Here is a 23,396-nt window from a genome sequence, read left to right as displayed (position 1 = left end):
AGTCCGGAGCGCAAGGCGCTGTAGGGTTGAGATGGCGCTTCCTTTGATTGCCCAGCGGAACTTGAGCGTTCGCAGCAAGCTTATCCTGGTCTGCCTCAGTCTGAGCGTGCTGCCGTTGTTGTTATTTGCGGCGATCCTCGCGTTTACCTTTTCAGAAAATATGACGGCGCAGGGATACGAGCATCTGGCTTCCGTGCAGGATGTAAAGCGCAATCAGGTGGCGGAGCTGTTCAAAGAACGGGTAGCGACTGCGCAGGTGTTTGTGGGGGAGGCCCCCAGTCATGGAATGTCTGAAAATAACACGCCCGCTCTGCATTACCTGAAAGAATTCAGCATTGGCGTCATGCATCTGACCTCTGACGACAGTGAACGCACGGCGATCCTGAAGTCCATGTTCGCTGAGAGCGCGGCGGGGGAGGGGCCTTCCAGGGCGCCATCGTTATCGACGTCAGCAGGCGGTCTTGTTCGACGCGCCTATTACGATAATATCCACGCCGACTTTCATACCCGACTGCGTGCGTTCAGCGAACGCTTCGCCATTGACGATATGTACCTGATTGAGCGACGCGGCCGGGTGGTCTACTCGGTAAAGAAAGGCGTCTATTTCGGTGAAGACCTTAAATCAGGGAGATACTCAACCGGTGCTGAGGCCGGTTTGACGAGCATATTCAAGAAAGTAACCGCTCACACTGAAACCCTCGCCACGGATAGCGTGTTCACCGGATTTTATCCCTATCCTGGCCGAGACCACTTTGTGAATTATGTCGCCAAACCTTTGTTTGAATTCGGCGAACTGGTGGGGGTGGTGGTTTTGCAATACAGCAATGAAAGCGTTTGTCGACTGCTGGGCGGGTTTGCGCATCTGGCCGGTCTCAGCGAGACGTATCTGGTTGCGCCGGATCATCGACTGCATTCCGCCTTGACGCGAATAAACGAGCGCCCCGCCGACATTGATAACCCGGCGGTTGCCTCTGCCTTAGCCGGACTGAGCGTGCGACAGGCGTATTCGTCCTATGATGGCGCCCAGGTGCTCGCAGTTTCCACGCCGGTGGACGTCTATGGCGAAGCCTGGGCGCTGGTGACGGAGATACCCAGCCAGCCCATCTTTAATGAGATGTACGCCACCTTGGGCGTTGGGCTGGCTATCGTCATCGGCGTGATCTTTATCATTGGCGTCGTCGCCTGGCACTACTCCGGGGTGATTACCCGCCCGATAAAGCAGCTGACGCTGTTGGGGGACGAGTTGTTGGAGCAACAGGGCGCGGGAGCGAAGAGCGACGAGCAGCAGGATGATATCCGCCGCATCGAGCGTTATTTTTACGCCATGCGGGAGGCTATGCTGTCGGAGGAAGCGTCCAATCAGGCGAAGTCCCGCTTTCTGGCGGCTGCCAGTCATGATCTGCGTCAGCCCCTGCACGCCATGGGACTGTTTATTTCTGCGCTGGAGCCTTATGTGGAGGACGCCACCGGCGCCAAGCATATGCGTCGACTCAAATCCTCCCATGATTCTTTGACCAAGCTGTTTAACGCCCTGATGGACATGGCGCGGCTGGAGGCCTGCGCGGTGACGGTGAATAAAGAGACGTTTTGCGTAGACTCCCTGCTCAGCACACTGGAGGGCGAGTATCGCGCTCAGGCGAAAGCCCAGGGCGTCCGGCTGCGCGTCGCCCATTGCGGCGCCTATATTCATACGGATTCACTGTTGCTGGAGCGCATGCTGCGCAACCTCCTGACCAACGCCTTGCGATATGCCGAGGGCGGCAAGGTGCTGATGGGGTGTCGACGCCGGGGCGACAAACTGTTTATTCAGGTCTGCGACAACGGCGTGGGGATGACGCGAGAGCAGCAGCAGGAGGTTTTCAAAGCGTTTGTGCAACTGGATAAGCGCAGCGATGGGTTAGGGCTGGGTTTATCCATCGTGGAGAAAACTGCGAAATTACTGGAGCTCCCGTTGAGTCTGCAATCGGAGTCCGGCAAAGGCTCCATCTTCACCCTCGAAACGCCGCGGGTCGCTAAACCGGAAATGACGTACACTGACGCGCAAACGGAGCTGGCGGGCGTCCCGGCGCGCCAATTGATCATTGTACTGGATGATGATCAGGAGATATTGCAGGCGATGGAAGCGTTGCTGACAGGGTGGGGCTGTGACGTTGTGCTGGCGCGGAGCCTGGCGGAATTGGACGATAAGCTGGATACGCTCTCCAGCGCGCCGAGTCTGCTGCTTGCGGATGTGGAGCTGGCGAATGGCGAGAACGGCGTGGCCGCGATTGAACTGATGTCGCAGCGGCTGCAAACGCCGTTTACGCCCGCATTGATTACAGGAGACACTTCTGTGGCGCGCATGCAGGAAGCGGCGAAGATGGGGTTGCTCATGCTTTACAAACCTGTCGCTCCAGCCCAGTTGCGCTCCTTGTTGATGCATGCGCAAAACCAGCGGCAATCAGAAACCGTATAAGCACTGTCGCGGGTTGGCTGGATTAGTAAGAAACGCAGGTAGGATATCCTACATTTGCAGGATATGAATCAGGAGGGGTTTAGACTAGGCTGCGCGCAGTGTGCCTGGCGGGGAGTGTGCGCCAGGCGACTACATGTTAAGGGACTATTGAGAACATTCCTGATGATGGCTTCAAAAATACTCATCGCCGAAGATCATGACTTGTATCGAGACGGCCTGCGGCATTTGGTTATGGAAATTTTTCCGGACGCCAAGATCGTGGAGGCGTCTGACTTTTATACGGCGAGCGAGCAGCTCATATTGCACCCGGACCTGTCCCTGCTGATTCTGGATATTCAGCTGCCCGGCACGCAACGCCTGGATGGCGTGAAGCAGTTGCGCGGCGCTTATCCGTTGCTGCCGATAGTGGTTGTGTCTGCCTTGGAAATGGGGCCTAACGTGCAGAACGTCATGGCGTTGGGCGTGAATGGATTTATCGCCAAATCCGCCAAAAAGCATGAAATGCAGGAAGGCTTATTGGCGATACTGCGCGGTGAACTGGTGACAGTGACGCAATGTCATGATCAACTGCCGTCGTTTTCGCCTCGTCATCTTGAAACCCTGGAGTACCTGACTCAGGGATTATCGAATAAAGAAATCGCCAGGAACCTCGGCATTTCCGATATCACCGTTCGGCAGTATGTGTCCGACATTATCGATCACCTTGGCGTGGAGAATCGAACGCAGGCGGTGATGGCGGCGAAAAAGCGCGGCATCATTATCGACTGAGAACCGCTTGGTCTTTTAACTCCTCCTTTTTTGACAACCTGTTTCCCGGCGCCTTACCCTTCCTTACCCGTATTTCTTTCTGTTGCGTCAGCACTTTACTGTCTGATTCGTATTGCAGAAAGCGGCGGATGTTGTTTCCGGAACCTCACTGGAAGCGTTGAGTTTCGACGGTCGATACACGTGGTCATGCAATGGATTTCGCCAACCGATGTCGCCATTTCCGGCGGCTGCTTTCCCTCACTGTTTTATTCGCGCCGCTGTCGTTCGCAAAAGGCGCCGACCTTCCTGCTAACGCTGCAAGTCAAACTGATCCAGCGACTAAGCCTCTGATTTTATATAGCGTGCTTTCCGAATACCCGAACGTGGTGAGTTATGCGTTCACCCGAAAAACGGGAATACCAGTGGAAATCATTGAGATGCGCGGCAGCGGCGCGGCGATGGCCAGACTGCAATACGAGCAGCATTCCGGTAGTGGCGATATCTGGTTCGGCGGCAGTCTGGGGTCGCATATTCAGGCTGGCGCGGAAGGATATTTGGTCCCTTATGTTTCGCCGGAAACGACCAGACTGGAGCCGTTGTTGGGTGGCCCCTTTATGGAGGGAACGGTGAATGGATTGTATGGCGGCATTCTGGGAATAGTCGTGAGCAAACCGTTCCTGCTGGAGAGGAACGCGCCGATTCCTAAGACATGGAAGGACCTTGCAGATCCTGTATATCGCGACATGATCGGGATGAAAAGCCCTCTGGTTTCGGGTACGGCCTTTACCACCCTGATCAGCATGATCGCCCTGATGGGAGAAGACGCCGCCTTCGATTATTTCAAAGCGCTGCATCAGAACGTGGAGTATTACGGCAAAGGACAGACCTATCGCGTTTCGACAGGGCAGATCGGCATTGTCATCACCTTTTACCATGAGGTCGTGAATTCCATTGAGGGCGGCGATGTGGCGTTTATCGTTCCTCCTGAAGGCGTGGGATATGAAATCGGCGGACTGAGCATCATCAAACACGACGGCCAGGATTTACAGAAAGCGCAGGCGTTTATCGACTTTGCGCTTTCCTGGGAGGGACAGTCGTTAATAAAAAACGCAGGCAGTGATCGCATACCCACCTATGGCAAGTTGTATAGCGAGCAAAGTCAGCAGATTAAATTGCAGGACGTAAAACTGCTGCCATTGAATTTCGAGTGGGCGGGGATAAACCGGCAGCGCCTGCTGGATCGCTGGACGCAGGAAGTCGCGTCACAGGAGAAGAAAAGGTAGTCCAAAAAAGCGCCATTAGCTCCGCTGCAAGGCTGGCTCAAAGAGCTAATGGCGAACAAGGAGTTATGAAAACGTCTTAGTTATTGAAATTTCCGCCCCATTCAAAAATCTTCGCGATCGGGTTTTTAGCCGTGAAGTTTTCGTTATTTTCAAACAGCCCGTCATCCTGTCCGCAGTTTTGGATGGCCCTGCGGTTGCTCTCGCTTTCATTCGCTTTGTACTTCGTCGTGAATATCTGCATAAAGCTGTCCTGATGGTTGGGGTCGCTTGACCCGAAGATGACTTCAGGGACCTTTTGCAGCCAATGCACTTGTGCCTGTTCTGGCGTCGCAGTGTGAGACTGGAAATAAGGATTATTCATCGGGCTGCTCATATCCCAGGTCGGGTAAGGGTGATAGGAGTACCTGGAGTTATTGGGCAGCGCATCGGCGAATGGAATAATCAGGGAGCCGAACTGCGTGATATCCCAGAAAGTGCTGGCTCCGTCCAGGAAGCTATGGTTGCCCGCCTGCGCGTAAGCCTCATGGGTTCCCAGTGCGAGGTAGACGCCGACGTGATGCTTTCCGCTCTGAGTCGCTGCGTCAAAGCCCACTTCTTTCAATGAGGGCGCACTGGCGTTCAGGTTGGCTTCGTAAAAGGTCAGCCTGCCGTCATTCGCCGCGAAATGCTCGCCGCCTGCGTGTGCAGAGAAGTAGTACTCAGCCGGAAGGTATTGCCCGCCCTGATTGGTCAATTTGACAGAAACGTGCACCCAGTCTGCAAAATGATTGCCTTTGATTGCGCTGCCTGGATTGGTGGCGGACGTGTCATTGTAGCCTGCGAACAGGAAATACCGGATCCAGACTTCTCCGCTTTGGGTTTCGAGATAAGTGGTGTAGGTGGGCGCAGCCTGAGGCGCCATGGCGGAGACATTGACGTCGCTCCGGTCTCCCATTCTATCCACGAATATATTGGAGTTGATTCTGTTTTCGCTAGGTCTGACGGAGTTTTGGGAGCCGTTTTTATCGTGATGGCGCTTGTCCACCCACGCGCGCAGGTTGTAGTAAACGCCGTCGGCGCGGCCGAACTTCACATCTGCGGATAAATATTGCTGGAAGGCCTTCGGATAGTAATCCTCGGAACCGTGCAATATCCAGATGGGCAGGTTATCGCGAATCAGCGCCTGACGTTGCGCCAGGGGAAGTTGCGATACTCTCGCCACCGGCAAGTGTTGCGCAAGATAGTCGGCCTTGTCGCCGTTTAGTTCCTGATACTGCTGATCCGTGGTGAGCTGTTCGATTCTTGTTTTCTCACCGTAGCCCACTCTGTTTAGCAGGGACAAATATGTTTCTCCGCGTGCGACAAGGTCCTCGTCGCTGCGCTGTTGCAGACTGACGATATCGTCGGCGCTGCGATTGTACAGCTCCACGATCAGGGTATTGCGCTTGTCGCCTTCGGACATGTCATCCAGATACTTGTAGGAGCGCCATCCCGCTTTCAGGAGCATGTCGGACAAGGAGGAAGAGCAAGGCTTGTAATTGATCGACTGAGTTGCGCCTCCAGGCGTGACGCAGACGTAGCTGGCGGCGCCGGCGGCCTTCATTGCGGAGCCTGCGCCAAACTGGGCCTGGCAGGCCAGGTTAAGGGCGTTATTGCCCGATACATTGTTGAACTGACCGGTCACGCCGTTCCAGCAGGCTTGCGATTCTCTGTTCTCCCGCAGTCGCAACAAGGTGCTGTGGCTGTAATCGCCGGAGATCCACGCTTCGTTTTTGCTGTTCACCGTCAGCTTGCTGTTGGGATAATTAAATGCGTTGAGAGTTTGGTCGGAGCCAAAGCAAAATGTGGCGTCTTCTTTGAATGGTTGTGAATTATCGCTCTGGGAGATGCGTAATCTTGAGCCGGTGTGACGGATGAAGTGATTTGGATAGTTTTTTGATTCAAAAGAGTAGCAGTTACTCTCCGCCAAGCCTGCTCTCAAGACAAACGTGGCGTCCTGAATATCCAGCTCACTGGCGCCAACCGGCAAGGGATTTTGCCACAGCCAATAACCACTGTGCCTGAAAACGCTCTGGTTGGTGATATCCACCAGCTTCACTTCATCGCCTAACTCCGCCGCCATTGATCCTGAAGCCATGGTAGCGCCGGCAATAAGCAGGCTAATGTTCCGTATTAGTTGCAACTTCTTGTTCTCCATAGTGGATTGTTTTGGGAAGATCAGTCGCACCTGCAACTGATCTTCTGTTTTAGTGGGATGGTGTTTATGCGTTAAAGTGGAACGTTAGTCTCGCCATCAGCATTTCTGCCCCAGCATTGGACCGTATTTTCAGACGTAACGCCGCAAGTGTGTCTCATGCCGGCATGAACTTCGGTGAAACTTTGATTTGGCGGCGTCGCCTGGCCGTCTTCATTTAAGCCCCAGCAATTAATTGCGCCATCGGCGCGAAGAGCGCATGCGTGGCCCCAGCCCATAGATACGTCTACGAAGTTTCCGGCAGGGAAGTTAGTCTGACCATAGTTGTTCTGTCCCCAGCATGTGACATTTCCATCAAAGCTTACTGCGCAGTTCTGAGAGTAATTCGTGCTGAGTTTGGAAAATTTACCGGCAGGAGGCGTTGCGGAACCGCTGAAGTTGCTGCCCCAGCATTGAATAGAGTCATCCAACATAATGGCGCAACTATGATAAGAGCCTAGTTTAAGCTGCTTCACCTTTGTTTTCTGCGGCGGCAGGTAACTGAGTCTTCCCCAGCAAACTGTCTCGTTATCGTTATTAATGCCGCACGTTGCATAGTCGCCGCCGACAATATTTTTGTAGACGCCCTGAATAGGCTGTGTTTGACCGTTACCGTTGTAACCCCAGCATTGCACTTCGTTGTTTAATTTGATCCCGCAAGAGTGGAAGTTGCCGACAGTAACCTGTTTGAAGCTCTCTAAAGGCGCGTCCGCTCCGCCGAATGAGTTACTTCCCCAGCAGGAAACAGAAGCGTCGTCCTTTAACTGACAGTTGTGGTAATGCTTGGTGGTTACTTTCTCAGGCGATTCACTTTTAAGTGACCCTATCACTGCAAGGCCTTTAAAAATGAGTTCTTTAACCTGATTTTTGTAGCATTTTTGGGTGCAGGCAGAATCAGTTGTATCTGTGTTGATGCTGACCTTATCTATCGTTGCCTGGGACACCTGAAATGAAGCGCCAGCATTGATATTCAGCATCCCGAATGAATCGTTATCAAGACCGCAGCTCAGTCTGAAGCCATACTTTTGATTATAGTTTTGATTTAATTCGTTGACGGATTCATTGATGTAAGCGTCATATTCATCTGTGCTGCCTGTCCAACATATATTGACAGGTTTGCGAGAGGCGCGGGGTGGGTTGGTTTTACCTGCGCCGAGCAGAAAGTCTGATAAACCTTCCGCATTTAATTTCCCTTTTCCTTTGGTGGCTTCCCAAAAGTTATTGAGTCTTTCAACTGCGCTATCGCCTAGTTGATCAGCGAATATACTGTCATCTCCGGGGTGACTGAACCAGCTCACCTGAGTGCTGACCTCTTCCCACTCTGACTGGGTTAGTGGACTGACCGTGGCGACAATATGAATGGACCTGAAGGATTTGTTGGCGCTTGATCCTGTAAATCCGTTGACGTTGCTGAACGCCAGTTCCTCTATATCCTCGACAGAGTAAACGTGCCTGTCGGCATTGAAAGTAATGGCGTCGGAGCCAAGAGATACATTGCGTGGATTTCTGTAGACATTAAGGGGGGAAACGGATGCTTTATCCATTATGCCCATCATGTACAACTCAAGGTCTGAGTACGGGATTGCGTTCGTTCCCCACTGGGTGTTTATGCTGGAGCCGGCATAGCGATAGACGCCTGATGAGAATGTGAGTTTGTCTGGATCGAAGCCGCCAACTGCGCCGTTAGCGTCTGAGAGCCCCCAATGTCCACCCACGGACTTGCCTTGGAGATCGTTGGCTTCAACAATGCGATTGGACCAGGTATGACCTATTTCATGCAGACTGGCGCCATAAGCGATGTTGCTGCGATTAGGATAAAAGATAGTGGTGAGTTGGGTATTCGAATTTCCAAGTCGATGGTAGTTAGTTTGATTGGCTCCGTCGCTTACATTTCGGTCCAAGTTTCTAATTACGTTTACAAAGTGAAAGTCGTCTTGAAAGCACTCGTATACTTTATTGTTGATATTCGCAAGCACGGCCCCCCTCAAGTCCTTGGAAGCCAGAGAACTAAAGTCTGAGGCGCTGATCTGGAGAGAGACCACATTATCTGGAAGGTTGTGATCTTTTGAAAACTGAAAGTCACTGGCGCAGTTGGCCAAGGCCAATGCATCGGGGCTGATAAGCGTCGGAAGTGAGAGGGCTAGCGCCTTGATGAGAGTATTATTATTCATGATCCATACCCTATTTCCATATTGAATAATTTCCTGTTGGATGTCCTATCCCCTTCGTAAGCTTCACCCATTGCTAATGCCTGTATGAAGACGAAGGAGGACGTATTCTCATCGACATCAGCCAATCTGATAATCCTACAGTTGTAGGATGCATAGAGGTTGTGAGGTGTGACCGGCTTATTGTTGCGGCGAGACTAAACCATCGTTTACCCATAACGCGGGATGCCTATTCTGCGGGCGCAGTCGTAGACTTTGATTCTGGGGAAGCCTGTGAGCGATTTCGAATTTTATGCGAAACGGGGAGGCTGCTCCGCTGATATACCGTTGTGTGTTTGAGATATAGTTTTGCGGCGCTCTCCGGATGCGATAGGGAGGCCCGGCGTTAACAGGGACAGGTTGAATCGCTTCTTTTCCCGCTGAGTCCATTGCTTTTGGCAGGAGCGGTCGGGATGACGCTGAGTGTGCGAATCAATCGAATATTGTTGGCCGAGGAGAGTCCGACTTTACGCGCCAGGCTACGGCATACTCTGGCGCAAATGGCGCCTCATGCGGACATACACACCTCCGCATCGGTAGAGCAAACCCGCCGGGAAATACTGGAGTGGCGCCCGGTACTGGCGGTGATCGACTTCGTTCTGGAAGGCGGTAACATCGTCCCTCTGCTTAGCGAAGCGGAACTGATTCCCGCTGCGCCTTTTATTCTTGGCATCGCCCCGGACGCTTCCCGCGCCGACACAGTGCAGGCGATGCGCTGCGGCTTTTCCTACGTCATCGACAAACCCTTTGATCCAGGCACATTCGAACAGGCGGTGCTGCAGACGGTAACCGCGTCGACGTCTTTGGCTTCCAGCATCAATCGCATCGTCAGTCCGCTTCTTTACAGCGACTATAACGAGCTGGATTTGAAGAAACTGACTGCGGAAATTGAAGCGCTGATCTTCAGAATGGCGACCGCCGTCACGGGCTCCAAGAAAGGGCTTGGGCGAGTCTTGGGCATCTCCCGCCAGCTGGTGCAATACCATCTTAAAAAGCTTGGATAAATCGCCTTTGCGTCTGTCGGAGAAAGTCAGGGGCGCCAAAATTTTTGCACTTTTCACGATTTATACGAGAGCTATTATCACCTGTGAGGGCCCCATGCCCTCTGCTAGTAACTCCCACCTCATTTCTTAAAAAGGAGATTGGAAATGAAGAAATTACTCCTAAATTCAGGTGCGGGTCTGTTGCTCCTTCCATGGCTGGCGGCGTTGATGTTCGCCGCCGGCGCGCAGGCGACGACGTTAATCTACAAAGACTTTAATTCGTTGGTTGCTGAGGCGCAGGGCGTAGTGGTTGGAACGGTGAAGGAAGTGGTATCGCAACGGGCTGAGGACCGGCAGTTGTACACCTATGTCCGCCTGGCGGACGTTGAGACCCTGGCAGGGGTCTATCACGACAATGAACTTACGCTGATGATGAGCGGCGGTTATGACGGCCGCAACGGTCTGCATGTTGAAGGCAGTCCTGAGTTCAGCGCTGGCGAAAGGGTCGTCTTGTTTGTTGAAGGCAACGGTCAGCGTATGGTGCCTCTGGTTGGCTGGGGGCAGGGCGTATTCCGTTTGCAGAATGATGATCGCGGCGCCGCCATCGTTACTGACGAGGTTGGCAATGAAGTCTATGGCGTCGGCAAGAAAGGCGAAATTCTGAAGGCGAACCGTCATGCCCAGCGCGCGCAAATCGCCAATTCGGAGCATCTGGCCAACGCCAGCAGCGCACAAGGCAAAGCCAGCGCCGGCCGTTCTGACAGCGGCGCAGCGATGCTGGCGCCGGAGGAGGTCAAAGGTGCGCCGATGAGCGCCGAACGTTTTCTTGGCATGGTGCGGAGCCAGGCGCAATCTCGCGCGTTTGCTCAGGAATTGCGTTCCGTGAAAGTGGGGCAGGCGCTTGAACGTCAGGCCCGTGATGCCGGTTCCGCCGCCTCCGCCAACAGCATGGGCGACGAGTCCGCCGCTTCCGCATTGCCCCGCAGAACCCATCAAGGGGCAAGGTCGTCCATGGATCGGGACTGATCATGCGCATTACGCGCAAACCAGTCACGAGCGGCTATTCGAAGACAGGTACGTTTAGAAGGAGGACTTTCTATGTATCGTCAAGCTATTCACAAACTTCTATCGGGGCTGAGCGACGTCCGGCTGGTTTTGCTGGCGACTCTCTGCCTAGCGGCGCCGTTCGCCGGAGCCTATACCTACCGCACTTGCGACGGTAATGCGATCAAGTGGAACGGCAACCAAACCACGATGTATATCAGCACCACCTCATTCCCAGCCGGCAGCACCTGGGATTCGCGGTTGCAGAACGCTATGTGGCATTGGAATAACGTTAAAGGCTCACGCTTTCTGTACTACGTCAATCGCGATACCGATGGCAGTCATAACGATAATAACGGGCGTAATGAAGTCTATCTGGATAACAGTCTGGGAGGCAGCACCCTGGCGGTGACGCTGACCCGTTACCACTGTTACTGGCTGTTCGGCTATCAGTATGGCATCGATGAGACCGATATCGGTTTTAATAACAATATCGGTTGGAACCTGGGAGACCTGAATTACGCCAATCTGGGATCGCCCTACAGCTTTGAAAGCGTCGCTCTGCACGAACTTGGGCATGCTCTAGGGTTACTGCATGAAGACCGCTGGATGGCCACCATGAATTCCTATTACCCGAATAGCGGCCCACTTGGCCACTACAAGGAATGGGACCCCTTGGCGGATGACCGCCTTGGCTCACGGGTGATCTACCCCGACAGCACCACAGAAACCGATATCGCCGGCTCCGTGTTTAAACACACGGGTACAGGCACATCGGGGCTGGTGTCCAGTCCGACATACGCCTATCGCGGCTCGAACGTCACTATCCAGTTCACGTTCAGCAACCAAAGCACGGCGACCAAGACTTTTGATATCAGCTTCTATCTGTCCACCAATAATTACATCAGCACAGGAGACACCTATCTAGGCTCCAACTATGGCGCCTGGGGTTCTCAAGGCTTTACCGGCACATTCAGCCGCACGTTGTATATCCCCACAACCGTGGCGCCGGGAACCTATTGGCTCGGGTTCATAGTGGACCCCAACAATGCGATATCAGAATCGGTTGAAAGCAATAACTACATGGAAATGCCCAGAAGCATCACGATCTACTAACTATGAAAAATACGTCGTATCCCTGGCTCCTGGGACGGACCTTGCGAGGTCCGTCTCCAGTAACTTTTCTACCTTTCATGATCATGCATGTAAGAATTACAAATCAGTCTTAGGGGGAAACATCAGGACTCGGCGCTATTCGCCGTGGACTTTTTCTTCCTGGACTTCTCTTTACCGTCTTCTTCATGCTGAGGCGGGCCGGAGTGATCCACTGGCGTGAAAGAGGGCGGATCACTGGCGGGAAAGGACTGATCGGATGTTTCATCGACGGCGTCGATCTCTTCCTGTTTCTCTTTGTTTGCTGTGACGTTCGCTTGTTTATCCTTCGATTGCTTGCTCATAGCGTGTCTCCATCTGTCATAGGTGAGAGCGATGATCGCTTAAGGCACTACAAGCTTTATGCCAGCCTGGAAATTCAGGCGAACTGATGTGTTAACGCATAGCGTTTGCGCAGGGCTTGCAGACCCTCAGGCGTGAATCGGATCACTCGCGAATCCAGGTCTTTCCGCGCCCAGCCCCGGTTGAGAATATCCTGTAAAACCCATTGCCCGAGTGAGCCCGCCAAGTGATGTCGGCGTTCGCTCCAGTCCAGACAGTTTTTACATACCGGCCGGCGCAGTTTCTCCAGACTGCCGACATCCGCGCCCAATGAGTTAAACAGTTCACGGCCGCTTGGGGTCAGGAGCAGTTGCTGATCTTGTTCGATCAATACGCCGCTGCTTTTGAGGGCGTCCAACAGGCCGACGCCGACCTCTCCCGCCAAGTGGTCGTAACAGACGCGGGCATGTCGCAGCGCTGGATCTTTCGGGCCGGTATTCGTGCGGCTGTGCTCCACGGCGGCGGAAACATTCAGCAGCGTTTCCAGAAACTCGGCGATCTCGCGGCTGCGTAATTGAAAGTATTTATGACGCCCTTGTTTTTGCGCGATCACCAGATGGGCGTCAGTCAGCTTTTTCAGGTGACTGCTGGCGGTGGCGGCGGTGATGTCCGCTTCAGCAGCCAGTTCCGTTGCGGTCAGCGCTTTCCCTCCCAGCAAGGCGATGAGCATGTTGGCGCGGGCGGCGTCGCCGATAAGGGCGGCAACTTTTGTTATGTCTGGCGCTTGGTTTATGTCCGGGGTCTGGCTTCTGTCCGCGTCTGGACTGAAATGCGGTTCGTTCGACATGAGAGGTTCACTGACAGTTCGATGGGCGTCGAAGCATGGCTTCCTGGTGCAGTTAGACTGCCGGAAAACCCAAACAGAGACAACGACCATGAATCTGATCTGCTTTATTGAATACAACATCGATCCGTTCCAGCTGGACGCATTCCGAACCTATGCGCAAAACTGGGGGCGCATCATCCCAGAGTGCGGCGGGGAGCTGATCGGCTATTTCCTTCCCCACGAAGGAACCAACTATGTCGCCTACGGACTGATTGGTTTTGAGAGTCTGGCCGCCTATGAAGCCTATCGGACCCGCCTGAAAAGTGATCCTGCCGGAAGGGAGAATTTTCAGTTCGCCCAGGCGCATAAATTCATTCTGCAGGAACGTCGCACGTTTCTCACAGCCGCGCCGGATACGCTGTTGAAGTTGAGCGCTCAGGCGCTGGGGAAGGTGAGCTGATGTTCGCCGTTATCTTCGAATTGGAGCCCAAGCCGGATCGAAAAGCCCAGTATTTGCGACTTGCCGCGGACCTAAAACCATTGCTGGAGACCATCGACGGTTTTATATCCATCGAACGTTTTCAAAGCCTGAGTCAGCCGGAAAAACTGTTGTCCCTGTCTTTCTGGCGTGATGAAGAGGCGGTGAAAGTCTGGCGCAATCAGGTGGAGCACCGCATGGCGCAGCAGTGCGGCCGGGCGGATGTATTCTCTGATTATCGGCTGCGGGTGGCTGCGGTGGTCAGAGACTACGGCATGACGGACCGGGCGCAGGCGCCGGAGGACAGCCGTGCTGTCCACCCGGACTGATTGAGGCGGCTTACCGGTGAGACGCCATCAGGCCCACGCCCATCGCCATGAGGGCTCCGCCCAGGGCGCGACCGATATGGCGTCCGCCTGCCCGCAATTTTTCTAACACACGCTGGTGCGTAATACCGATCGCTAACGCTGAGAACCAGAGACCGTGCGCCAGGCTGATGATCAGTCCATAAAGCAATTGCACCGCCAGTGACGTGTCCGGGTTCACTACCTGAGTGAAGATGCTCAGGTAGAAAAGGGTGGTTTTGGGGTTGGTGGCGTTGGTGATGAAGCCCTGCCGGAAATACGCCCAATCTGATTTTGCGCTGTCTGGATGGGCATTTTGCTGAGGTATCTCCAGACGACTTTTCCAGGTCTTCCAGCCGATATAAATCAGATAGAGTCCGCCTGCCCACTTCACCGCCGTAAACACCCAGACTGAACTCGCCATTAGCACCACCAGTCCTGCGAGGGTGTAAGCGGTATGCACCCAGGTGGCGCTGGCGACGCCGAGCGCAGCGAGCAACCCGGCGCGACGGGAGTAGAACAGGCTGTTGCGAGTGATCATGGCGAAGTCCGCGCCGGGGCTGATGGCCATAAACACCGCAATCATGCAAACCTGAGCCAGTTCGGCGGAGAGCAGTGCATCCAACATGACTCAGCCCTCCATTATTTTAGCGACGCCGCCGATCCACAGGCGGTGCGGCAAACCGTCAGTGATTTCCAGCTCCGCCTCGATCAGGCTGGGGGAGCGAGGCGTCATCAAGCGGCCCTGTTCAATGAGGTAATGCTCGCTTTTCTGGCCCAGAACTTCATAAAGATAAACTGAGGCGCAGCCGGCCCCCATGCCGGTGGCGGACTCTTCCTCGATACCGAAATAAGGGGCGAACATACGGGCGCTGACAGTGCGTCCGCTCACTTCCGTCTCCGGGCTGATGACATAGAAACCGATAAGTCCAAGCGCTTCGCTTAAGGCGGAGATGCTCTCCATATTAGGCGTCAGATTGCGCAGATCAGACATGGTCGGCAGGGCGATCACCAGAAACGAGACGCCGACATTGACCACATGGGGCGTCGCCAGCGCGTTTAACTGCTCCACCTGCAGTCCCAGGGCGTGGGCGGCGGCTTCCTGTTGCTCCGCTGTAATCGGCGTCACATGGCGACGAATTTGCTCCAGATAGGCTTTGTCGCCTTCCACCCGGATATTGCGCAAACCATCGACGGTTTCTTTACTGTGTTTGCCCTGAGCGACCTTACCCTGCTGCGCGAGCACGGAAAAGGCGGCGACCGTGGCGTGTCCGCAGTGAGCGATACGTTTGGTGGGAGTGAAGAAGTCCAGCTTCACTGTGGCGATTTCCGAGTTCGATAAAAACGCGGTCTCAGGGTAACCGGCGGCGCTGGCGATACTTTGCATGTCCGCTTCAGCCAGCCCGCCTGCTTCAAGCACCACTCCGGCAGGGTTGCCGCCGATGCCGTTATCGACGAAGGAACTTATTAATTTGACTGATTGATTCATAGGTTCGCCTCCGCTATAGACGTTATGATCAATAAAACGTTTGCGCTTTATTGACAGGTTTTGAGAGGATTATGAGACGAACTGTCTGCCGTATCGAACGATATACTTATTAGTACAGCTTATAAATTATGAGTGGCGCTTTGATCGAATCTGAGACTCTTGATGATGGATAAACAACTTCTTGCCGACCTGCTTTACCTGGAGGCGATAGCGGAGCAGCAAAGCTTCACCGCCGCCGCATCCGCCATGGGCGTCAGCCAGAGCGCCATCAGTCAGAGCATTAAGCGTATGGAAGCCCAGCTCGGCTTTCCTCTGTTGGAGAGAACCACTCGACGCATGCGTTTCACCCCTCAGGGAGAACGTTTGCTGTTGGGCGTTCGTAAAGCGCTTGGCGAGATCAAAGGCGCCCTGGACCAGATTCATAGCGAACGGGAAGAGGGTGTGCTGCGAGTGGAGACCTTCTCCACCTTCGGGATGTACTGGCTGTTGCCCAGGCTGCCGGAATTTCACAAACTGCATCCCGGCATTCGCGTGTATCTGAATACGGAAGAGAGCATTCGCCCCGCCGGATCAAGCGATGCGGACGTCATGCTACGATTTTCCTCCGCGCCGCCAAGCGGCTTTTTCAGTCAGGCGCTGGGAACAGAACGAATCTTTCCGGTTTGCAGTCCTTTGCTGCTTCAGCAGTATCCTGATATCAGCGCTGCTGAGATGTTGCGTCAGGCCACCTTATTGGCCACGGCCAATGACGGCTCGGATAACTGTATGAAAAGTTGGGCGCAATGGTCGCGACGCACAGGCATCGACGTCGGCGAAGATATAATCTATTTCAGTCGCACGGAACTGGTGCTGCAAGCCGCCCAGGCAGGCCAGGGCGTAGCGCTCGGCCGCACCTACATCGTCGCAGACGCCATCGCCAACGGCAGCCTGATCGCCCTGGACGCAGACCCGATCCCGGCCCCCTTCACCTACTACTTCGCCACCCCCTATGAACGGGCGGACTGGCCGAAGGTGAAGAAGTTTCGGGAGTGGTTGATGGGGTTGTTGGTGGCGCAATAACGCAAAATTTGAATCAGCGACCTCATTACAAATAGAGGATGTAGATGCTCAAAAAACTATTCGAATCAGATGTTCCCCTGTTCATGATCATCATATTGTTTGCAGTACATACTCTCCCCTTAGCATGGGCGTGCAGGGTCGCCTGGGGAGCTGAAGAAGCAGGATATTTACTCACCGTCGCCGTTTCTAAATTCCTGGTCGGGGTCGTTCTTCTTCCCGCTTGCCTTGTGCTGGTCGGGCTGTTTCTCAAGTGGCTCGACCGGGAGTTTAAACTCGGCAATATGTATTTTCTGGGGGTGTTTATGACAGCGGCGGCTAAATTGAATGGGACCTTGTAATAGAGATAGAAGGGACGGCGAATGAAGGTGCTACCGTGTCCGCAATGTGGCGCGAACATCGAAACAAAGTGGTGGAGAGTCATGTCATTCCACTGTCCGGCTTGTCGTGCGCACCTTCGAATAGAAGACAAGGTGGTTGATCCTCATCAGTACAACAAACGCAAGATGGCGTTGCTGATATATTTCGTGACTATTCCCTGGATCAATCTGGCTGCTGAGAAATATATAAGTAAGGCCTACTTACTCTTCATCTCTTTCGGAATTATTTTGTTTGTATTTTGGCGGATGGGGCCGGATGCAAGCGTCTCAGGGAAGGAGATAAAGTACGTCAAAAACGCTGAGACGTCTGTAAAACCTTGGGTTTTTGCCGTAGCTGTATTAGGTTTTATCGTCTTTATATTTTCCATGCTGTTGTTGCCCTGGCTTAAATAACCTTGGTTATAGGTAGCTCAAGCATTTATTTTGCTCCCTTTGTGTTGAGGAGAGCGATTGTCGGATAGTCCCAACAAGGAGTTCTTACTCAATGTGCGGCAGATTCAACGCCACCGCCTCCGCTGAAATCGTTGCGGCGATGGAAAGTTTTGGTTTTGACGCCACCGGCCTGCGCAAACGCTGGTTTGGCGATATGTTTAATATCGCGCCGACGGAAGCGGTGATGGTGGCGATTCAGGAAGGCGGCAAGCGCTATATGCGGGAGATGCGCTGGTGGCTGACGCCCCATTGGGCGTCAGAAATTTCCAATAAGTTCAGCATGTTCAACGCTAGGGCGGAAACGCTGGAGAAAAGTCGTGCGTTCAGCGGGCCGTTTAAATACCGACGTGGCGTGATACCTGCTTCGGGATTTATCGAGTGGGGCACCGAGAAGGGCGTTAAGCAGCCTTACTATCTCAAGCCCCCCTCTGGGAACTGTTATTTCGCCGCACTTTGGGATGTCTGGCTGAAGGAAGAGCACTATCTGGAGACCTGCGCCATTATCACTACCGAAGCCAGCGACTCCATCCGCTGGCTCCATGACAGAATGCCGGCGCTGTTATCGCCGGATCAGTTCGACGCCTGGGTTGATCCTGCGACGCCGTTGAGTGAAGTTCGCGCCATGCTGGTTCCGCGCGATTTGAGCGATTGGGAAATCATTCCCGTTAACCCGTCCATCGGCGCCGCAACCAACAAAAGCAGCGATGCTATTCAGCCGGTCAATACAACGGCAAGCGATGAAAAGCTAACTCAGTTCGAACAGGCGGAGCTGTTCTGATATGACTTGTTCTGATGTAAATGACCGCAGGCGACTCAACATATTTCCATCATATCCGCCGGCTCCCTCACATTGGCGATCACCTGCTTGCCGCTGTCCCATGAAAACAGATATTTGGTGTTATCGCCTTGATGCTGGTAACGCTCTCCAAATCCGCCGTAGTTAAAGCGGGTTTCCTTCTGACCCTGCGCGTTGACGATCATGGTCGCCGGACGGGCGGTGACATTTGCTATCACCCCGTGTTCCTGCTTCAGGTAGTTATGAAACGACGCCGCGAAGCTGTTGGCGGGATCGAAGTTGGGCTGGGTGGCGTTGCCGGCGGCGTAACACACGGTCAGACTGATTTTCTTGATTTGCTTCAGTCCCGGCGCGGCCTTATTGGCGATGAAGCCCGCCACCGCCTTGCCGTATTTTCCCGCACAGGTCACGCCGTTCAAGTCCCCGTGTCCGACGATCTGAATGCGTGAGTTCTCCGTCAGCGTGCCTAAGCCGGCGCCATTTGCGCTATTGATGACGACATGGGTTTTGGTCGCCACGTCATATTCAACCAGTTCTGATTTGTCAGGGTGCTTTCGATAGAGATTGTTTCCGAAAGATCGCAGGTTATCCTTGGGCTCAGTTAACAACACAATAATCAGCTGTTTATCGTAGTTCATCCTTTTTATCTCCCTTGTTTGACGCCCGTTTTTTGCGCAATTAGCGCGCACTTCAGGCTAATTCTCCACGCGGAAATTAGATAGTTAAGGTTATTCAATGATCACGGTTGTTTGGATCAGGGAGTCGTCTGGAAGTTCAACTCTTTTGTTGCGGAGGGGATGGGCGATTGACCATGCAGCAGCGCCCACAAGGGCCGCGCCGCCACATCCGTGTGGGAAAAGAGATAGCGCTCGCCATAGGTCTGTTGCGCGAGTTGCTGTTGCTCCAGTATTTGTTTGTCCTGGATATAAAGCGTGTGAACGAAGGGCTTGAACAGCGCAAAACGCAGGGCGGCGGGCATCCATGAGCGGGGGGCGTATAGCCTGACGAAAATACCGGTGACTTCGGCGCTGTGGGGAACAAAATAAAGTGCGGAGCGAAACAGCAGGCGCCCGTTCTTGAGATAGTCCAGTTCCACCAGCCCGGGAAGTTTGAAGCGTGCGATGTTCTGATCCACACCGGGATCGAACAGCCGGTTGATCCAGCCATTCTGCTTTTGCGTCAGTGCATAATGGGTTGCAAAACCATCGGCGCTGACGGTCTGCTCAATCTGCATTTGCTGGGGCCCCTGACTGCGCAACAGGCCTTGATGGATATAGGGCGTATGACAGGGGTCGAGAAAATTCTCAATGGTATGAAACAGGCTGCAGCGGATACGGCGATACGCCTGAGTCCACACGTAATCGGGCAGTTCGGAAAAGCAGACCAGCGCTTCGGTTGGCGTAGATTTCAGGCAGCCCCATATCAGTCCATCCCGTTCCTGCAGGACATAGCTTTGCAGTGTCGCGCGTGCGCCGCATTCTGATGATCCGGGAGTGTGGCGCAAGCGTCCCGCTGCATCGAATTCCCAGCCGTGATAGCGGCAGGCCAAGCGATTGTTGCAGATATTTCCTTGCGACAACGGGATCAAACGATGCGGGCAACGGTCCTGAAATGCGCAGGCTTTGCCTTCCAGTCGCGCCAGGACCAATGGCTCTCCCAGCAAGTTCGCCGCGATGGGCTTATCGCGCAATTTCGCCACAGGCAGCAAAGGGAACCAGCCGTCAGTGACGCCGGAATAAGGAAAACCCTCAGGCGCGCTCATAACTCGAACTTCTCCAGAATGGGGCGATAGAGTTTCTCCGTCAGCAGAGACAAGCCGCGCCAAACTGCGCGCTGATAAAGCCCAAGATGAGCGACGTAAACATAACTGTATTCGATCGTTGCTTCAGCCCCTCGCAACTTTTTGAAGTCCGGGGCGCCGGAGCTGAGATTGAGTTCCAGTTTGTTGTCCATGGCGTAGCGGATCACGAAGGCCATGATGCGCCGATATAGCGCCATTTTTGCGGGCAAGCGGGTGTCATAACCGACTACGGGCGCAGTCAGGGTTTGGTCGACGCCGAACAGGCCCGCCACGCCCAAAAGCTCATCCTGATGAAACAGACCGAACAGCTTCAGCAAGCCACTGCGACTGAAGGCGCTGAGATAGTCGGCGCTAAAGCGCACATTATGGTGACTGTACTTCTCCAGATAGAGCTGGTTGTAAAGCTGCTCCGCCCGCGCCATCTGCGTTTCGTCATCCGGGTCCAGCTCTTTGAATGACCAGTTCGGTTGACGCAGGAGACGATCATCCGCGCGGGTGTTGTTTCTGTTCCACCACTGCTCGCGATCAAGAAACAGATATACCTGGCGACTGATGATCGGTAACCAGCCGTCCTCGCGCGCCTGTACGATGATGTCAGGGTGCTGTCGCGCATTCAGCGAGCGCAACATCAGCGCGTGTTTGGGAAAGCGACGCAGGGCTTGCTCACGCAGTGCGCGTAGGTTCAGCTCGCGCCAGTTGGCGCTGTAAAAATTAGTGGAGAGACATTGATTGTTGAGCACCTGCAATCGATCCACTCGCGCCAGCCTGAACGGCCACTCCAGCAAATGCGTGAGGCCGAAGCAGAAATAACGTAACAGCGCTGACTCCACTTTCGGCAACTCATCGCGGGCGTAATAGATAATCTGCGTCAGCGGCGAAACCACATAACAGTTTTGCGGGTGGTAGTCATTGACGCTGGCGGGCGCCACCACACCGTTTTGTTCGTAGGCGACAATATCCGTAGTGAGATTGCGGATCAGTCCGGGTTGCTGCATCAACTCGACGAAGCGGCGATGCAGCTCATTGGCCTCTAGCATGAGGCGTCCTGCGCGGGATCTGCGTCGACATTGGCGTCAGGGCCGTCCCATTCAATGTCGAAGGTGCTGGCGTCGGTTAATGGACGCCTAAAGCGGGCGGAGCGATAAAACATCTCCGTCAACGCCAGCCATTGCGCTCGTTGCAATAAGGGCGTTTGCTCATCGGAAAGGGCGTCCTGGGCGCGGCGGTAGTCATGCAACAAACGGCCGAACTTGCCTTGCAGCAGGGACGGCGCGCCAAAAAACAGAGGCAGCGTGGCGCCGATTCGAAATGGTTGAGCCGGACCCGGGGTGTATGCAAATCGGCCCTGTTCATCAATGTGCAGGGTCTGCCGCAATAAATGCAGTCCACTGGTGGCGCGCGGGTTGCACTCCAGCACGAACAACTGGCCGGCCTCCTCAATGAAGTCAAACGCGGCTTGTCCGTGATACCTCGTGCTTTGCCCAAACTGGCGGGCGAATTCTTCCAGACGCGGGTCCGTATAGGGCTCAAAATAACTGGCGGCGGCCTGATTAAAGCAGTATTCCGGTAGGTAGGCCTGATGCGCGATCAGCTTGCCCTGATCGAAAAGCGCGTAGTTGCAGATCGCCTGACCGACGATTTTACGCTGCTGCACCCAGGGGCGGGTGGCGCTGATCTGTGAGGGAGTGAGCGCCGCCTGATGCGGATTGCGAATCACCTGGCGGCCGAAACGGGAGTACACGGGTTTCAGGATCGTGTCGGGATTGTTCTCTATCTCATCGGGGCTGCAACGCAGATGGGTTTCCGGCGCTTGTACTTCCCCAAGTCCGTGCATGATCGACAGACTGTCCAGTTTACTGTGCAAGCGAAAAAGCAGTTCTGTTTCGGGCATGAACCAGTGGGCGTCAGCCTGCACAAGGGGGCGCGCCTGGGCCAGATAAAAAATTTCTTCGCAGGTAGGGATCAGCAGATCGACTTTATGCTCCCGCAGCAGACGCTCCAGCTCGCGTGCGTAAGCATTCAGATCGCCTTTGGGCGGCGGCAGACGCAGATAGCCCTGCACCCCTTGCAAATAACGCCCCAATGGCCAACGCAGATTATCCGCGAGCCAGACCTGATGACCGGATTTAATCGCGATGCGGGCCCAATCCAGCGCGACAGGCGCACGGGCGCCAGTGATCAGGACGACCATAAATTGATTACTCTGCGTTGTTTCTGTGAGGGCGTCCATTGTGGACGCGGACTGTGTTCAAAACTGAGGGCTTGGATTACGCCCAACTTTGTCAGTGCGGCGCGTATTGCCTGCTCTATATCAACGTGGCGGCGGTCGCTTTCAATGCGTAACCGCGTGGCCTCAATTTGGCTGATGCGGTAGTCCAAAGGCTCTGGGCTGGCCAGGGCGGCGGCGCGATACAATAAGTCGGGTAAAACCGTCACCGTGGAAGACACCCCCGGCAGTTGTAGTACATCGCCGGTACGGCCGCCGATGCTGCGGAGGGCGCGAAACACGCCGGGCTCATCGCCGGCCTCGATCACGTCGTCCAACAGGTAACGAATAATCGGCTGGGTGCGGCGGCGGAAGTCGGTGACGATGGGGGAAAAGTGCGTCTTCTCCGGATTCAGCCAATGCGGCTCGATATGCACAAAATCTTCGTTCCATCGCAAGACGCCATCCTGTTGCGTGCAAGCGAGAAAGCCTTCGGTGCACTGATAAATCTCTTTGATCGGACAGGCGAAGCGCTGCTGCAACAGCGCTCTATCGGAAGGCGTGAGCACCTCGGCGCCGGAGATAATCAATTCCGGTTGCAACCTGTCGCCATACTGCGCACATAGCTGCAACGCCTGGGCGCTGCCCACCAGCAGGGTAGGTTGAAAGGCTTCCAGCGCCGCCAGCCATTGTTCCTGCGGCTGCGTCAGGTCGGCATAGTGAAACTGAATGCGCCCTCGATTGACGGTTTGATACAGCGGACTGTCCGCCCGTAACAACAGTGCGATGCGATGACGTCCCAACAGGCTCGGCAAGAGTTTGGCGAAGATAACGCCGGCCCATTCCAGACGTTCCGCGCGGGAGGCTAGAAACAGTCCGCGTCGGCCGGACGTGCCGGAGGAAAGTCCTACGGTGATGTCGCCCAGTTGCGACCGGCTGAAGTCCCGACTTTGCTCCGCTTCAAGGGCGATGTCGAACAGATGGTCCCGCTGCAGGCCGCGCGTATTCAGCTGATCGAAGTTGTCCATCATCAACGCTTTGGACATGATGGGAAAATCCTGCAGCGGCTTGCCTAAATACCCCTGATAGAACGGCGCATGGCGGCATACCCAGTCCAGATGGCGACGCAGTCGCCGCGTTTGCCAGGACTCCAGCTGCTCTCGGGACTGAAAGCGTCGATAGCGACTGGCGATAAAGTGGCGGAGTATGATGAGCTTTTCCAT

At 54.5% G+C, this 23,396-nt stretch carries 23 protein-coding genes; 12 read left to right on the top strand and 11 right to left on the bottom strand.

What is annotated here, in order from left to right; all coding sequences use genetic code 11:
• Positions 1 to 31 precede the first annotated feature (31 nt).
• The 3 genes from ACQYWX_RS24425 to ACQYWX_RS24415 all read left to right on the top strand — a co-directional run bounded on the left by ACQYWX_RS24425 (position 32) and on the right by ACQYWX_RS24415 (position 4,485).
• Positions 32 to 2,455, top strand: coding sequence for an ATP-binding protein (locus tag ACQYWX_RS24425; RefSeq protein ID WP_431686663.1), 2,424 nt, complete (start codon positions 32 to 34; stop codon positions 2,453 to 2,455).
• A gap of 162 nt (positions 2,456 to 2,617) precedes the next feature.
• A complete protein-coding gene (locus ACQYWX_RS24420; RefSeq protein ID WP_216737013.1) occupies positions 2,618 to 3,223 on the top strand; it encodes a response regulator transcription factor in 606 nt (201 codons plus the stop codon).
• 191 nt (positions 3,224 to 3,414) lie between these two features.
• Positions 3,415 to 4,485: an ABC transporter substrate-binding protein gene (locus ACQYWX_RS24415; protein ID WP_431686662.1), complete on the top strand. Its 1,071-nt coding sequence runs from the start codon at positions 3,415 to 3,417 to the stop codon at positions 4,483 to 4,485.
• A gap of 76 nt (positions 4,486 to 4,561) precedes the next feature.
• Here the strand turns inward: ACQYWX_RS24415 and ACQYWX_RS24410 are convergent, their stop codons facing one another.
• Entirely contained in the window at positions 4,562 to 6,601 is a 2,040-nt protein-coding gene (locus ACQYWX_RS24410; protein ID WP_431686661.1) for an AbfB domain-containing protein, read from the bottom strand.
• A gap of 131 nt (positions 6,602 to 6,732) precedes the next feature.
• Complete coding sequence (locus ACQYWX_RS24405; RefSeq protein WP_431686660.1) at positions 6,733 to 8,868, bottom strand: RCC1 domain-containing protein; 2,136 nt, start codon at positions 8,866 to 8,868, stop codon at positions 6,733 to 6,735.
• Between the two features lie 449 nt (positions 8,869 to 9,317).
• Between ACQYWX_RS24405 and ACQYWX_RS24400 the strand changes: the two genes are divergently transcribed.
• The 3 genes from ACQYWX_RS24400 to ACQYWX_RS24390 all read left to right on the top strand — a co-directional run bounded on the left by ACQYWX_RS24400 (position 9,318) and on the right by ACQYWX_RS24390 (position 12,047).
• A complete protein-coding gene (locus tag ACQYWX_RS24400) occupies positions 9,318 to 9,908 on the top strand; it encodes a hypothetical protein (protein ID WP_431686659.1) in 591 nt (196 codons plus the stop codon).
• Between the two features lie 144 nt (positions 9,909 to 10,052).
• The gene (locus ACQYWX_RS24395; RefSeq protein ID WP_431686658.1) at positions 10,053 to 10,913 is read left to right on the top strand and encodes a hypothetical protein; all 861 of its coding nucleotides are present in this window, start codon (positions 10,053 to 10,055) and stop codon (positions 10,911 to 10,913) included.
• A gap of 72 nt (positions 10,914 to 10,985) precedes the next feature.
• A complete protein-coding gene (locus tag ACQYWX_RS24390) occupies positions 10,986 to 12,047 on the top strand; it encodes a matrixin family metalloprotease (RefSeq protein WP_431686657.1) in 1,062 nt (353 codons plus the stop codon).
• Between the two features lie 122 nt (positions 12,048 to 12,169).
• Here ACQYWX_RS24390 and ACQYWX_RS24385 read toward each other — a convergent pair whose 3' ends face one another.
• Both ACQYWX_RS24385 and ACQYWX_RS24380 read right to left on the bottom strand, forming a co-directional pair.
• Positions 12,170 to 12,388, bottom strand: a complete 219-nt coding sequence (locus tag ACQYWX_RS24385) for a hypothetical protein (RefSeq protein ID WP_431686656.1) — start codon at positions 12,386 to 12,388, stop codon at positions 12,170 to 12,172.
• A 74-nt stretch (positions 12,389 to 12,462) separates the two neighbouring features.
• A complete protein-coding gene (locus tag ACQYWX_RS24380) occupies positions 12,463 to 13,212 on the bottom strand; it encodes an ArsR/SmtB family transcription factor (RefSeq protein WP_431686655.1) in 750 nt (249 codons plus the stop codon).
• Here ACQYWX_RS24380 and ACQYWX_RS24375 point away from each other — a divergent pair.
• Both ACQYWX_RS24375 and ACQYWX_RS24370 read left to right on the top strand, forming a co-directional pair.
• Positions 13,211 to 13,651, top strand: coding sequence for an NIPSNAP family protein (locus ACQYWX_RS24375; RefSeq protein WP_431686654.1), 441 nt, complete (start codon positions 13,211 to 13,213; stop codon positions 13,649 to 13,651). The two genes, ACQYWX_RS24380 and ACQYWX_RS24375, sit on opposite strands and share 2 nt — an antisense overlap.
• The gene (locus ACQYWX_RS24370; RefSeq protein ID WP_431686653.1) at positions 13,651 to 13,998 is read left to right on the top strand and encodes an antibiotic biosynthesis monooxygenase family protein; all 348 of its coding nucleotides are present in this window, start codon (positions 13,651 to 13,653) and stop codon (positions 13,996 to 13,998) included. Before ACQYWX_RS24375 ends, ACQYWX_RS24370 begins: the two co-directional genes overlap by 1 nt.
• 10 nt (positions 13,999 to 14,008) lie before the next feature.
• On the opposite strand, the gene ACQYWX_RS24365 is transcribed toward ACQYWX_RS24370, so the two are convergent.
• Positions 14,009 to 14,641 carry a LysE family translocator gene (locus tag ACQYWX_RS24365; protein WP_431686652.1) on the bottom strand — a complete coding sequence of 211 codons (633 nt, stop codon included), beginning with the start codon at positions 14,639 to 14,641 and terminating at the stop codon, positions 14,009 to 14,011.
• 3 nt (positions 14,642 to 14,644) lie between these two features.
• Positions 14,645 to 15,502 carry a PhzF family phenazine biosynthesis protein gene (locus ACQYWX_RS24360; RefSeq protein ID WP_431686651.1) on the bottom strand — a complete coding sequence of 286 codons (858 nt, stop codon included), beginning with the start codon at positions 15,500 to 15,502 and terminating at the stop codon, positions 14,645 to 14,647.
• Positions 15,503 to 15,664: 162 nt separating this feature from the next.
• On the opposite strand from ACQYWX_RS24360, the gene ACQYWX_RS24355 reads away from it, so the two are divergent.
• From ACQYWX_RS24355 to ACQYWX_RS24340, 4 genes are all read left to right on the top strand, one after another.
• Complete coding sequence (locus tag ACQYWX_RS24355) at positions 15,665 to 16,561, top strand: LysR substrate-binding domain-containing protein (RefSeq protein WP_431686650.1); 897 nt, start codon at positions 15,665 to 15,667, stop codon at positions 16,559 to 16,561.
• Between the two features lie 44 nt (positions 16,562 to 16,605).
• The gene (locus ACQYWX_RS24350) at positions 16,606 to 16,899 is read left to right on the top strand and encodes a hypothetical protein (RefSeq protein WP_431686649.1); all 294 of its coding nucleotides are present in this window, start codon (positions 16,606 to 16,608) and stop codon (positions 16,897 to 16,899) included.
• Between the two features lie 21 nt (positions 16,900 to 16,920).
• Positions 16,921 to 17,331, top strand: a complete 411-nt coding sequence (locus ACQYWX_RS24345; RefSeq protein ID WP_431686648.1) for a hypothetical protein — start codon at positions 16,921 to 16,923, stop codon at positions 17,329 to 17,331.
• Between the two features lie 91 nt (positions 17,332 to 17,422).
• Positions 17,423 to 18,148: an SOS response-associated peptidase gene (locus tag ACQYWX_RS24340; RefSeq protein ID WP_431686647.1), complete on the top strand. Its 726-nt coding sequence runs from the start codon at positions 17,423 to 17,425 to the stop codon at positions 18,146 to 18,148.
• 35 nt (positions 18,149 to 18,183) lie between these two features.
• Here ACQYWX_RS24340 and ACQYWX_RS24335 read toward each other — a convergent pair whose 3' ends face one another.
• The 5 genes from ACQYWX_RS24335 to ACQYWX_RS24315 all read right to left on the bottom strand — a co-directional run bounded on the left by ACQYWX_RS24335 (position 18,184) and on the right by ACQYWX_RS24315 (position 23,396).
• A complete protein-coding gene (locus ACQYWX_RS24335; protein ID WP_431686646.1) occupies positions 18,184 to 18,804 on the bottom strand; it encodes a C80 family cysteine peptidase in 621 nt (206 codons plus the stop codon).
• A gap of 116 nt (positions 18,805 to 18,920) precedes the next feature.
• Complete coding sequence (locus ACQYWX_RS24330; RefSeq protein ID WP_431686645.1) at positions 18,921 to 19,928, bottom strand: Rieske 2Fe-2S domain-containing protein; 1,008 nt, start codon at positions 19,926 to 19,928, stop codon at positions 18,921 to 18,923.
• On the bottom strand, positions 19,925 to 21,004 hold the full coding sequence (locus ACQYWX_RS24325; RefSeq protein WP_431686644.1) for a GNAT family N-acetyltransferase: 1,080 nt from the start codon (positions 21,002 to 21,004) through the stop codon (positions 19,925 to 19,927). Before ACQYWX_RS24325 ends, ACQYWX_RS24330 begins: the two co-directional genes overlap by 4 nt.
• Complete coding sequence (locus ACQYWX_RS24320) at positions 20,998 to 22,158, bottom strand: ATP-grasp domain-containing protein (protein WP_431686643.1); 1,161 nt, start codon at positions 22,156 to 22,158, stop codon at positions 20,998 to 21,000. The genes ACQYWX_RS24325 and ACQYWX_RS24320 overlap by 7 nt, the downstream gene beginning before the upstream one ends.
• Complete coding sequence (locus ACQYWX_RS24315) at positions 22,146 to 23,396, bottom strand: F390 synthetase-related protein (protein WP_431686642.1); 1,251 nt, start codon at positions 23,394 to 23,396, stop codon at positions 22,146 to 22,148. Before ACQYWX_RS24315 ends, ACQYWX_RS24320 begins: the two co-directional genes overlap by 13 nt.

Origin of the sequence: Hahella sp. NBU794, assembly GCF_050749805.1 — a bacterium.
In the GTDB taxonomy this organism is placed as follows: Bacteria; Pseudomonadota; Gammaproteobacteria; order Pseudomonadales; family Oleiphilaceae; genus Hahella.
Note: the sequence above shows the minus strand (reverse complement) of the source record. Positions and strands in the feature narration are given on the sequence as shown.

What these genes read in the sequence shown, in the direction of transcription:
- ACQYWX_RS24425 (WP_431686663.1), top strand. Translation starts at nt 32, where the DNA reads ATGGCGCTTCCTTTGATTGCCCAGCGGAACTTGAGCGTTCGCAGCAAG.
- ACQYWX_RS24420 (WP_216737013.1), top strand. Translation starts at nt 2,618, where the DNA reads ATGATGGCTTCAAAAATACTCATCGCCGAAGATCATGACTTGTATCGA.
- ACQYWX_RS24415 (WP_431686662.1), top strand. Translation starts at nt 3,415, where the DNA reads ATGGATTTCGCCAACCGATGTCGCCATTTCCGGCGGCTGCTTTCCCTC.
- ACQYWX_RS24410 (WP_431686661.1), bottom strand. Translation starts at nt 6,601, where the DNA reads ATGGCTTCAGGATCAATGGCGGCGGAGTTAGGCGATGAAGTGAAGCTG.
- ACQYWX_RS24405 (WP_431686660.1), bottom strand. Translation starts at nt 8,868, where the DNA reads ATGAATAATAATACTCTCATCAAGGCGCTAGCCCTCTCACTTCCGACG.
- ACQYWX_RS24400 (WP_431686659.1), top strand. Translation starts at nt 9,318, where the DNA reads ATGACGCTGAGTGTGCGAATCAATCGAATATTGTTGGCCGAGGAGAGT.
- ACQYWX_RS24395 (WP_431686658.1), top strand. Translation starts at nt 10,053, where the DNA reads ATGAAGAAATTACTCCTAAATTCAGGTGCGGGTCTGTTGCTCCTTCCA.
- ACQYWX_RS24390 (WP_431686657.1), top strand. Translation starts at nt 10,986, where the DNA reads ATGTATCGTCAAGCTATTCACAAACTTCTATCGGGGCTGAGCGACGTC.
- ACQYWX_RS24385 (WP_431686656.1), bottom strand. Translation starts at nt 12,388, where the DNA reads ATGAGCAAGCAATCGAAGGATAAACAAGCGAACGTCACAGCAAACAAA.
- ACQYWX_RS24375 (WP_431686654.1), top strand. Translation starts at nt 13,211, where the DNA reads ATGAGAGGTTCACTGACAGTTCGATGGGCGTCGAAGCATGGCTTCCTG.
- ACQYWX_RS24380 (WP_431686655.1), bottom strand. Translation starts at nt 13,212, where the DNA reads ATGTCGAACGAACCGCATTTCAGTCCAGACGCGGACAGAAGCCAGACC.
- ACQYWX_RS24370 (WP_431686653.1), top strand. Translation starts at nt 13,651, where the DNA reads ATGTTCGCCGTTATCTTCGAATTGGAGCCCAAGCCGGATCGAAAAGCC.
- ACQYWX_RS24365 (WP_431686652.1), bottom strand. Translation starts at nt 14,641, where the DNA reads ATGTTGGATGCACTGCTCTCCGCCGAACTGGCTCAGGTTTGCATGATT.
- ACQYWX_RS24360 (WP_431686651.1), bottom strand. Translation starts at nt 15,502, where the DNA reads ATGAATCAATCAGTCAAATTAATAAGTTCCTTCGTCGATAACGGCATC.
- ACQYWX_RS24355 (WP_431686650.1), top strand. Translation starts at nt 15,665, where the DNA reads ATGATGGATAAACAACTTCTTGCCGACCTGCTTTACCTGGAGGCGATA.
- ACQYWX_RS24350 (WP_431686649.1), top strand. Translation starts at nt 16,606, where the DNA reads ATGCTCAAAAAACTATTCGAATCAGATGTTCCCCTGTTCATGATCATC.
- ACQYWX_RS24345 (WP_431686648.1), top strand. Translation starts at nt 16,921, where the DNA reads ATGAAGGTGCTACCGTGTCCGCAATGTGGCGCGAACATCGAAACAAAG.
- ACQYWX_RS24340 (WP_431686647.1), top strand. Translation starts at nt 17,423, where the DNA reads ATGTGCGGCAGATTCAACGCCACCGCCTCCGCTGAAATCGTTGCGGCG.
- ACQYWX_RS24335 (WP_431686646.1), bottom strand. Translation starts at nt 18,804, where the DNA reads ATGAACTACGATAAACAGCTGATTATTGTGTTGTTAACTGAGCCCAAG.
- ACQYWX_RS24330 (WP_431686645.1), bottom strand. Translation starts at nt 19,928, where the DNA reads ATGAGCGCGCCTGAGGGTTTTCCTTATTCCGGCGTCACTGACGGCTGG.
- ACQYWX_RS24325 (WP_431686644.1), bottom strand. Translation starts at nt 21,004, where the DNA reads ATGCTAGAGGCCAATGAGCTGCATCGCCGCTTCGTCGAGTTGATGCAG.
- ACQYWX_RS24320 (WP_431686643.1), bottom strand. Translation starts at nt 22,158, where the DNA reads ATGGTCGTCCTGATCACTGGCGCCCGTGCGCCTGTCGCGCTGGATTGG.
- ACQYWX_RS24315 (WP_431686642.1), bottom strand. Translation starts at nt 23,396, where the DNA reads ATGGAAAAGCTCATCATACTCCGCCACTTTATCGCCAGTCGCTATCGA.